Source organism: Bacillus sp. JJ1521 (assembly GCF_036965165.1).
Taxonomy (GTDB): Bacteria; Bacillota; Bacilli; order Bacillales; family Bacillaceae_L; genus Ferdinandcohnia.
In genome coordinates this window covers 1-10,972 of sequence record NZ_JBALOX010000040.1, presented here as the reverse complement: position 1 = coordinate 10,972, position 10,972 = coordinate 1, and the positions used below count along the sequence as shown (strand labels likewise).

The window sequence follows — 10,972 nt, the reverse complement described above, 5'->3', positions numbered from 1 at the left end:
AAAGACTAAGAACGCCACTTCCTGTGGCAACGTCTTTATGACCCACTTCCTGTGGACCTAAAATCAGGGCAGCAAATATGCCATGGCATATTTGATTTATTTGCTTTTAATATTTACTGTATCGCATAAACTAAGCATAGTTTTCTATGGATAGAAGGTGTGACAATGTGATAACACTAAAAAATGTTAAAAAGGTTTATAAAACGAAAACAAATTCCGTTACAGCCGTTGACAATATTGATCTGAACATCAATGAAGGTGAAATCTTTGGAATTATCGGGTACAGTGGTGCTGGTAAAAGCTCACTCATTCGTTTGTTGAATGGACTCGAAACGCCGACTGAAGGAACTGTTTCGGTTGCCGGTTATGATATCACCTCCATTAAAGGAAAAGCGTTACGTAACGCACGACAAGAAATCAGCATGATCTTCCAGCACTTTAACCTTTTATGGTCGCGAACAGTGAGAGAAAATATTTCGTTTCCACTTGAAATAGCTAAGGTACCAAAAGCCAAACGGGAAGAACGAGTTACAGAGCTTATAAAGCTAGTTGGTTTAGAAGGAAGAGAAGATGCTTATCCTTCCCAGCTTAGTGGTGGTCAAAAGCAAAGGGTAGGAATAGCACGAGCGCTTGCAAACAATCCTAAAGTCTTGCTCTGTGATGAAGCAACCTCCGCACTGGACCCACAAACAACTGACTCGATTTTGGATTTACTTGTAGATATCAATGAACGTTTGGGATTAACGATTGTGTTAATTACCCATGAAATGCATGTTATTCGTAAAATCTGTCACCATGTTGCCGTCATGGAAAACGGAGCGATTGTTGAGCAAGGCCAAGTTCTTGATGTATTTAAAAAGCCCCAAGCAAAGATTACAAAACGCTTTGTGCAACAAGTAACTGAGCCTGAAGAAACAAAAGAAACGATTGAGCATTTACTTGATATTTATCCAAATGGAAAAGTAATCCAGCTTACTTTCATTGGGGACGATGCTGGAAAGCCATTAATCACTAGTTTGATCCGAGACTTTAACGTAGAAGTGAATATTTTACAAGGAAAGATCTCACAAACTCAAAATGGATCTTATGGTACATTGTTTATTCATCTAGCTGGTGATAAGAATGAAATCACTTCAGCCATCGATTTTATTCGACAACAACGAGTAGAAGCTGAGGTGATTGAAAATGCTTGAACAATTCCAAGCTCTTCTTAAATGGGAGAAACAAGTTAATGACTATCAAGCGTTAAACTGGGGAAATCTTTGGGAAGCAACCTTAGAAACCCTTTATATGACTGCTGTTTCGGTTCTTGCCACTTTTATCATTGGTCTAATTTTAGGCTTAGTTCTCTTTTTAACGGATAAAGGAAATGCGTGGGAAAATTCAGTGGTAAATCGAATTGTATCAGCACTAGTGAATATTTTTCGATCCATACCATTTATCATCCTGATTGTGCTTTTGATTCCTTTTACAAAAATTGTAATGGGGTCAATGCTAGGACCAAACGCTGCATTGCCATCCCTTATCATAGGGTCGGCTCCGTTTTACGCGAGAATGGTTGAAATTGCATTGCGCGAAATTGATAAGGGTGTTATTGAAGCTTCTAATTCAATGGGTGCAACAAACGGGGCAATCATTTACAAGGTGTTAATTCCTGAATCATTACCAGCACTAATATCAGGAATTACCGTAACTGCCATCTCATTAGTAGGTTTTACAGCAATGGCAGGTGTTATTGGAGCAGGTGGTTTAGGGCATTTTGCCTATTTATACGGTTTCCAAGGCGGTAAGCCAATCATTACATTTATCGCAACTGTTGCAATTTTAATTTTAGTATTTATCATTCAATTTATTGGGGATTACTTTACAAAACATACAGATAAGAGATAACAGGAGGAACACAAATGAAAAAACTACTTTATGTATTATTAATTGGACTACTAGCCCTTACATTAGCCGCTTGTGGATCAAGCGATAAGTCAAACGAGGGTGGCGACACGAAAGAAGCAGAAGGAAATAAAGAATTAATCGTAGGTGCCTCAGCAGTTCCACATGCCGAAGTGCTTGAACAAGCAAAACCTTTGTTAAAGGAAAAGGGAATTGACCTTAAAATTGAAGTATTTACAGACTACATTTTACCAAACGTAGCACTTCATGGAAAAGACATTGACGCAAACTACTTCCAAACACCTGGTTACTTAGACTTACAATTAAAGGATAACCCAGATTTTGATTTTGTTAGTGTTGCTGAAATTCACAAAGAGCCTATCGGAATTTATTCAAAGGAATACAAGAGTTTACAAGAGCTTCCAGATGGAGCAAAAATTATTATGAGTAATTCATTCAGTGACCACGGCCGTATTTTACCGATCTTTGAAAAAGAAGGTCTTATCAAATTAAAAGAGGGCGTTGGTAACCAAGCTAGAGTTGAAGATATCGTTGAGAATCCAAAAAATCTTGACTTCTCGAATTTAATTGAAGCTAAGCTACTTGCATCTGCGTTCCAAAATGGAGAAGGAGATGCGGTTGTAATCAACACAAACTATGCCCTTGAAGGTGGCGTGAACATTGCAGAGGAAGGAATTGCCTTTGAAGGTGAAGACGTAGTCCCTGCAAACCTAATCGTTATTAATAAAGGTGACGAAGACCGTGAAGACATAAAGGCATTGGTAGAAGTATTAAAATCTGAAGAAATTCAGAAGTTCATTGAAGAAAAATATGCTGGTGCAGTTATTACCGTTCAATAAATGAAATTGAAGCTTGCCAATTGGTAAGCTTTTTTTCATATCTCTAATATTCGTGAGCAAAACGAAGGAAATGGCTTTAATTGTATATACCCTGCTCCTCAGGTTACTGTCAAAACCAAATAAGTAAAGGGATCCTCATATATCAGGAAATCCCGTCATTGAGGCAAAAAGTAGATGATGCTACCATTAAAACTGTGTATAACATTATTCAGCAGAAGCTGAACAATGTTAGAGCCTCCGGCGGATATCACAGATTTTGTAGAGGAGTTGACTCGTGTATCACGAGTCCAAAAGCTGGATGCAATTACGCAAGGCGTAATTGATAAGGCACACAAAAAACTGAAGGGATTGGTTCATTATCAATCGAATCCGTTTAAATTATACGGGCGAAATGGAAAAGGCGATGCATCAGGCACATGGGATTGGCTATGAGGATTACTGTCGAAAGTTCAAGGAACGATTACGGGTTGAGAAGAACCGGGAACAAGAATATAAACAAGAGCGAATGATTGCTGCTCAAATTGGTCAAAGAATTCATATATAGATATCGCTTTATCGGGGAAACTCAGCTCTAAGCTGGGTTTTTCATATGGGATGAATTTAATAAATGTGTAGAAAATAAGCCATAAGATGAAGGCTTTAAAAAAGCGCTAAAAACCCTTCTTCCTTACATATCTTACTTATTTATGGTATCTTAGTGAAGGACAAGTTTTAAGGAACAAATTCTTATAAGGGTCATATTTTCATTCTCAAAAAACAATCAAAATTCACAGTTTCTAATCAATCAACTTGTTCCTAAAAATGTATTCCCGTAAGCAATGTGTAAAGGTTGATATCACTTTGAATTTGTTATAAGATTGTAATGAGAATAAAATGAGAATAAAGTTTTGACTTAATTTGTCAAAACTATACAAAATATTTTTTGTCTAATGGAGGTAGTAGTTATGGCAGGATCTACTTTAGAAATTAAAGATCTTCATGTCGAAATCGAAGGCAAGGAGATTTTAAAGGGTGTAAACCTTGAAATAAAAGGCGGAGAAATTCACGCAATCATGGGACCAAATGGTACTGGTAAATCCACTTTATCATCTGCAATCATGGGTCATCCTAAATATGAGGTTACAAGTGGTAGCGTTACTTTAGATGGAGAAGATGTATTAGAAATGGAAGTTGATGAGCGTGCACGCGCTGGTCTTTTCTTAGCTATGCAATATCCAAGTGAGATTAGTGGTGTTACTAATGCTGAATTCCTTCGTTCTGCAATAAATGCACGTCGTGAAGAAGGCGATGAAATCCCACTAATGAAATTCATCCGTACAATGGATAAAAGCATGGACTTCTTAGAAATGGATCCTGACATGGCTCAACGTTACCTTAACGAAGGCTTCTCAGGTGGGGAAAAGAAACGTAATGAAATCCTACAATTAATGATGATTGAGCCTAAGATTGCAATCCTTGATGAGATTGACTCAGGACTTGATATTGATGCATTAAAGGTAGTTTCTAATGGAATCAATAAAATGCGCGGAGAAGAGTTTGGTTGCTTAATCATCACTCACTACCAACGCTTACTTAACTATATTACACCTGATAAAGTACATGTCATGATGCAAGGACGTATCGTAAAATCTGGAGGTCCAGAGCTTGCACAACGTCTAGAAGCAGAAGGATATGATTGGATCAAGCAAGAACTAGGAATTGAAGATGAAACTGTAGATCAAGAAGCGTAAGCGTTAGGAGGATTATTATGACAATCGATACGAAATTACCATTTGATAAAGATTATGTCAGAGGTTTTTCGTCTACCCTTGGTGAACCAAGTTGGCTACAGGATCTTCGCATACAGGCTCTTGAAAAAGCAGAAGACCTTCCAATGCCAAGACCAGATAAAACAAAAATTGACAAATGGAACTTTACGCAATTTGCAAACCATGTTGTGGAAAGTGCTCCATATAATTCAATTGACGAATTACCTGAAGAAATCAAATCTTTAATTCATGTTGAAGAAGAAAAGAATATATATATTCAACGTAATAATACACCAGCATTTATTTCTCTAACTGAAGAAATAAAGGCAAGTGGCGTTATTTTTACAGATATTCATACAGCTGCTCGTGAACATGGTGACCTTCTTCAAAAATATTTTATGACTGAAGCGGTTAAGGCTGACGAAAATCGTCTAACTGCGTTACACGCTGCACTCTTAAATGGTGGAGCCTTTGTATATGTTCCTAAAAATGTTGAAGTGTCGGTTCCACTACATGCTGTATTTATTCAAGAAAATGGTGAAGTGTCTACTTTTAACCATGTAATCGTTGTGGCTGAAGATAATAGTTCTGTTACTTATGTTGAAAACTATATTTCAACAACAGATTCTGTAAATACAATTGTAAATATCGTGTCTGAGGTTATTGCGGGTAGCAATGCGAAGGTAACATATGGTGCTGTAGATGCTTTAGCAGCAGGAAATACAACCTATGTAACTCGTCGTGGTGTTATTGGTCGTGATAGTAAAATTGAATGGGCGCTTGGATTAATGAATGATGGAGATACAATCTCTGAAAACATCACGAACTTAGTTGGTGATGGATCCTACGCTGATTCAAAGACAGTCGTTGTCGGTCGTGGCGAACAAAAGCAAAACTTTACGACTAGAATTACACACTATGGTAAAAATTCAGAAGGTTATATTCTAAAACATGGTGTTATGAAGGACAGCGCAAGCTCGATTTTTAATGGTATTGGTCATATTGAACATGGCGCTTCTAAATCAAATGCAGAACAAGAATCAAGAGTATTGATGCTTAGCGAAAAAGCTCGTGGAGATGCAAACCCAATTTTACTTATAGACGAAGACGATGTAACAGCAGGTCACGCTGCTTCTGTTGGTAGGGTTGACCCAGTTCAATTATATTATTTAATGAGCCGTGGTATTCCACAAGAGGAAGCAGAGCGCTTAGTTATCCATGGATTCCTTGCACCAGTTGTAAACCAACTTCCAATTGAAGGAGTAAAAAAACAACTAGTTGAGGTAATCGAAAGGAAAGTAAGATAATGAATATCAAAGATATTCGTTCCATGTTCCCAATCTTAGATCAAGAAGTAAATGGAAAACCACTTGTCTATTTGGACAGTGCTGCTACATCTCAAAAGCCTGTTACTGTTATTGAAACGCTTGATCGTTACTATCGAGAATATAATTCGAATGTACACAGAGGGGTTCATACCCTTGGTACAAAAGCTACTGATGCTTATGAAAATGCTCGTGAAAAAGTTCGTAAATTCATTAATGCCTCCTCCATTCAAGAGATTATTTTTACCAGGGGAACAACGACTGCAATTAATACAATTGCGGAAAGCTATGGGCGAGATAATCTCGGTGAGGGCGATGAAATTGTCATTACCTATATGGAGCACCATGCCAATATTATTCCTTGGCAGCAAATTGCGAAACGCACTGGTGCGAAATTAAAATATATTCCTCTCCAAGAGGATGGTTCGATTGACCTTAAGGATGTTGAAGCTACTGTCACAAATCAAACAAAAATTGTTTCTGTAATGATGGTTTCTAACGTACTAGGATCAATAAACCCAATTAAAGAAATTACTGAAATTGCACATCGTAACGGGGCAATTATGGTTGTTGATGGTGCACAGGCAGCTCCACATATGAAAATTGACGTGAAAGATCTTGATTGTGACTTCCTTGCTTTTTCGGGTCATAAAATGTGTGGACCAACTGGTATCGGTGTATTATATGGAAAAAAAGCATTACTTGAAACAATGGAGCCAGTTGAAACTGGTGGTGAAATGATTGATTTCGTTGACCTTTACGAATCTACATGGAAAGAGCTTCCTTGGAAATTTGAAGCTGGAACACCTATTATCGCTGGAGCCATTGGATTAGGTGCTGCAATTGACTTTTTGGAGGATATTGGTCTTGATCAAATCCTTGAACATGAACATCAGCTAGCAAATTATGCAATGGAGCGATTGTCACAAGTCGAAGGTCTAACAATTTATGGGCCTAAACATCGTGCAGGACTCGTAACCTTTAATATAGATGATGTTCATCCACATGATGTTGCAACAGTCTTAGATGCAGATGGTATCGCTGTAAGAGCAGGTCATCACTGTGCACAGCCTTTAATGAAATGGTTGAAGGTTTCTGCTACCGCTCGTGCAAGTTTTTACCTCTACAATACGGAAGAAGAAATTGATAAACTAGTTGAAGGACTCATAAAAACAAAGGAGTATTTCAGCAATGGATTCTAACATAAACCTTGATACTTTGTACCGTCAGGTGATAATGGATCATTATAAAAAGCCGAGAAATCGTGGAGTCATTCAAGATGGTGCGTTAACAATCGACATGAATAACCCAACCTGTGGTGATCGCATTCATCTCACTTTAAAAGTTGAAGATGGGGTCGTTCAGGACGCAAAATACGACGGTGAGGGATGTTCCATCTCAATGTCTTCCGCATCGATGATGACTCAAGCGATTAAAGGTAAAAATATTGAAGATGCATTAAAAATGTCACAAATCTTCTCAGAAATGATGCTAGGAAAAGAATATGATGATAGCATTGATTTAGGAGACATTGAAGCACTTCAGGGCGTTTCAAAATTCCCGGCACGTATAAAATGTGCAACATTAGCTTGGAAGGCTATGGAAAAGGGATTTAAGAACGATCAAAATGAATAGTGAGCGATCTCTTGTCGAAATGACAAGATTTCCCTTACAAAGAATGGAGTGAAGTAGAATGGCAAAGAAAATGCCTGATATTGGGGATTATAAATATGGCTTTGCAGATAAAGACGTTTCCATCTTCCGTTCAGAACGTGGTTTAACAAAAGAGATTGTTGAAGAAATCTCTCGTATGAAGGAAGAACCTCAATGGATGTTAGACTTTCGTCTTAAGTCCTTAGAGCATTTCTATAGCATGCCAATGCCACAATGGGGTGGAGACTTAAACAGCTTAAACTTTGATGAGATTACGTATTACGTAAAACCGTCTGAGAAGTCTGAAAAGTCTTGGGATGAAGTACCTGAGGAAATTAAAGCAACTTTTGATAAATTAGGGATTCCTGAAGCGGAACAAAAATACCTTGCTGGTGTTTCCGCGCAATACGAATCAGAGGTTGTTTACCACAATATGAAGGAAGACCTTGAAGATCTTGGAATCGTGTTTAAGGATACAGATTCAGCTCTTAAAGAAAATGAAGATATTTTCCGTAAGCATTGGGCAACCGTTATTCCTCCAACTGATAACAAGTTCGCTGCTTTGAACTCAGCTGTTTGGTCTGGTGGCTCATTCATCTACGTACCACCAGGTATAAAAGTTGATACTCCACTTCAAGCATACTTCCGTATCAACTCTGAAAACATGGGGCAATTTGAGCGTACATTGATCATCGTTGATGAAGGTGCAAGTGTACACTATGTTGAAGGATGTACAGCACCTGTATACACAACAAACTCACTTCACAGTGCGGTAGTTGAGATTATTGTTAAAAAAGATGCGTATTGCCGTTATACAACCATTCAAAACTGGGCAAACAATGTTTACAACTTAGTTACAAAACGTACTGTTGTTGAAGAAAATGGAACAATGGAATGGATTGATGGTAATATCGGTTCTAAGTTAACAATGAAATACCCAGCATGTATCCTTAAAGGTGAAGGAGCTCGTGGTATGACACTTTCTATCGCGATCGCTGGTAAAGGTCAACACCAAGATGCAGGTGCAAAAATGATGCACCTTGCGCCAAATACAACATCATCAATTGTTTCCAAATCAATTGCAAAACATGGTGGTAAAGTTTCATACCGTGGAGTTGTTCATTTTGGCCGCAGAGCAGAAGGTGCTCGTTCAAACATCGAATGTGATACGTTAATTATGGATAACCAATCTACATCTGATACAATTCCATATAACGAAATCCTAAATGACAATATTTCATTAGAGCACGAAGCAAAGGTATCAAAAGTATCAGAAGAACAATTATTCTATCTAATGAGCCGTGGTATTTCAGAACAAGAAGCAACTGAAATGATCGTAATGGGCTTCATTGAACCATTTACAAAAGAACTTCCAATGGAATACGCAGTAGAAATGAACAGATTGATCAAGTTCGAAATGGAAGGTTCCATTGGTTAATAAATAAGAAACCTTTGTATATCAAGGGATTAAGAGGATTTCATACTGAGCCAAATTGGTGGAATGCCAAATTTGTGCCAAGTTGAAATTATCTTTTAGTGAAGAAGACGAACTTTTGAAGTTCGTCTTCTTCTATTTTTTCCGTATGTTCTAGTAAAATAGATATAAGAAGAGAAAGTTTTAAGCGGAGGAATTTCGCTTATTTATACAATAGAGCTGAAAATAGATTAATAGATGGAAGGATTCCGACTAGTGACTCGAAAAACGTAAAAATGGGCTATTTTGCTTTACTTAATTGGAAAATCTCCTCTTATATACACCAAACTGAGGTTAGTCTTAAAAGTGGACACTGGAAAATGAGATTTAGTTTATAATTGAATCAACATTTAAAAGGACGTGTTCACATGGGGAAACATCATACACAAGAATACAAAGAGTATGTTTCAAAGTTAATTGTAGAGGAAGGCAGAAAAGCAACAGATGTTGCCTATGAGCTTGAGATCCCATATAAGACCCTCATTATCTGGGTTAAGACATACAGGGAGAAATTGAACAGTAAGAAGACAGATTATATTACACCAAAAGAACTGGAAGAGCTTAAGAAACAACACGAAAGGGAAATAGAGCAGTTAAGAGAGGAAAATGAAATCCTAAAAAAGGCCATGCACATCTTCACAAAAAGCCAAAAGTAATTTATGCCTTCATTCAAGCCCACTCAGATGAATACGCTGTGTGGAAGATGTGTAAAGTTCTAGAAGTATCAACTAGTGGGTACTATAAGTGGCTAAAGATCCAGAATAATCCGCTTTCTGAGAAGGAAAATTACCGTTTAGAGATCCAACAAAAAATTAGTAAATCTTTTCATGAGAGTTACGGAACCTATGGGAGCCCTAGAGTTCACGATGACCTAGTGGAGTGGGGTTATATTATTTCGCAAAAAACAGTGGCACGAATGATGAAGGAAATGGGTTTAAGAGCTACTCCAATAGAAAAGTATGTAGTTACTACAGATTCCAACCATGAGTTAAATATTTATCCTAACCTTCTTAACCGACAATTTGATGTAAAGGAACCCAATAAAGTTTGGGTAGCTGACATTACATATATTTGGACGTTGGAAGGATGGCTGTACTTATCGTCGATTATGGATTTATTCTCTAGAAAAATTGTAGGGTGGAGTCTTGCCTCTCATATGAAAAAGGAGTTAACCGAACAAGCGTTCAATATGGCGATTGTTTCAAGGCAGCCCAAAGAAGGGCTTATTCACCATTCGGATCGAGGCTCTCAATATTGTTCGCATGATTACACAGATATCTTGAAGGAACAGAAAGCACAAATAAGCATGAGTAAAAAAGGCGACCCATACGATAACGCCTGTATTGAATCATTCCATGCCACAATCAAAAAAGATTTAATTTACAGGAGACGTTTTAAAACCAGAGAGGAAGCTGTAAAGGCAATAAATTACTATGTTAGTAGTTTTTATAATGGAAAGAGAAAACATTCCACTTTGGGTAATTGTTCACCTAACCAATTCGAGAAAAAACAGCGACAAAATGAAGTGGAGTATATCTCATAAATTAGCCATTTGGTGTTAGAAATAATCTGTCATGGTTATGGACTGATTATTTCTAACACCCCAGCAAACGAAGTGCGGTAGTGTTTTATTAAAAAAAGTCTCGATTTTTATTGTCTACTTTCTTGACAGAAGACCAAAACCTAGCTTTATTCTGCAGTTTACCCGGAAAAACTCCTCTTATTTTAAATATCACTAGTTACTCAATTTTAATCCACGTTCTAAATTTCAAAAAATTCACTAACCTTATTACCCTAAAATCTACTATATTTATAATATATGCACCTCTAAAGTAACCCAATTATTTTTCTTCAAGGGGTTTTTAATATTTTATTTAAAAAAATTCAATAAGTTGCGTATAGCGGAACAAAGGTCTTGTAGTAGAAACAAAGCCATATTAACATCAAGATAGAAAGAAAAATCAGAACATTTTGGAAAGAATATCTATTAAGGAGGGATTTCTCGTATTATATAAGACAAATATG

11 protein-coding genes are annotated in these 10,972 nt (G+C 37.2%); all 11 read left to right on the top strand.

Annotated elements, in window-relative coordinates; genetic code table 11:
- Nucleotides 1-167: 167 nt before the first annotated feature.
- Nucleotides 168-1,193, top strand: coding sequence for a methionine ABC transporter ATP-binding protein (locus V7147_RS07275; protein WP_335367186.1), 1,026 nt, complete (start codon nt 168-170; stop codon nt 1,191-1,193).
- Nucleotides 1,186-1,890, top strand: coding sequence for a methionine ABC transporter permease (locus V7147_RS07270; RefSeq protein WP_335367185.1), 705 nt, complete (start codon nt 1,186-1,188; stop codon nt 1,888-1,890). The genes V7147_RS07275 and V7147_RS07270 overlap by 8 nt, the downstream gene beginning before the upstream one ends.
- A 14-nt stretch (nt 1,891-1,904) precedes the next feature.
- Nucleotides 1,905-2,747, top strand: a complete 843-nt coding sequence (locus V7147_RS07265; RefSeq protein WP_335367184.1) for a MetQ/NlpA family ABC transporter substrate-binding protein — start codon at nt 1,905-1,907, stop codon at nt 2,745-2,747.
- A gap of 391 nt (nt 2,748-3,138) precedes the next feature.
- The gene (locus V7147_RS07260; RefSeq protein WP_335367183.1) at nt 3,139-3,291 is read left to right on the top strand and encodes a hypothetical protein; all 153 of its coding nucleotides are present in this window, start codon (nt 3,139-3,141) and stop codon (nt 3,289-3,291) included.
- A 400-nt stretch (nt 3,292-3,691) separates the two neighbouring features.
- A complete protein-coding gene (gene sufC, locus V7147_RS07255; RefSeq protein WP_335367182.1) occupies nt 3,692-4,477 on the top strand; it encodes a Fe-S cluster assembly ATPase SufC in 786 nt (261 codons plus the stop codon).
- Nucleotides 4,478-4,494: 17 nt separating this feature from the next.
- On the top strand, nt 4,495-5,802 hold the full coding sequence (sufD, locus tag V7147_RS07250; RefSeq protein WP_335367181.1) for a Fe-S cluster assembly protein SufD: 1,308 nt from the start codon (nt 4,495-4,497) through the stop codon (nt 5,800-5,802).
- Complete coding sequence (locus V7147_RS07245) at nt 5,802-7,022, top strand: cysteine desulfurase (RefSeq protein ID WP_335367180.1); 1,221 nt, start codon at nt 5,802-5,804, stop codon at nt 7,020-7,022. The genes sufD and V7147_RS07245 overlap by 1 nt, the downstream gene beginning before the upstream one ends.
- Complete coding sequence (sufU, locus tag V7147_RS07240) at nt 7,012-7,455, top strand: Fe-S cluster assembly sulfur transfer protein SufU (protein WP_335367179.1); 444 nt, start codon at nt 7,012-7,014, stop codon at nt 7,453-7,455. Before V7147_RS07245 ends, sufU begins: the two co-directional genes overlap by 11 nt.
- 58 nt (nt 7,456-7,513) lie before the next feature.
- On the top strand, nt 7,514-8,911 hold the full coding sequence (gene sufB / locus V7147_RS07235) for a Fe-S cluster assembly protein SufB (protein ID WP_335367178.1): 1,398 nt from the start codon (nt 7,514-7,516) through the stop codon (nt 8,909-8,911).
- Between the two features lie 404 nt (nt 8,912-9,315).
- Nucleotides 9,316-9,603 carry a transposase gene (locus tag V7147_RS07230; RefSeq protein WP_335367177.1) on the top strand — a complete coding sequence of 96 codons (288 nt, stop codon included), beginning with the start codon at nt 9,316-9,318 and terminating at the stop codon, nt 9,601-9,603.
- Nucleotides 9,603-10,490 (top strand): IS3 family transposase, encoded by an 888-nt coding sequence (locus V7147_RS07225; protein WP_335367187.1) that lies wholly within the window; start codon nt 9,603-9,605, stop codon nt 10,488-10,490. Before V7147_RS07230 ends, V7147_RS07225 begins: the two co-directional genes overlap by 1 nt.
- The last annotated feature ends 482 nt before the right edge of the window (nt 10,491-10,972 follow it).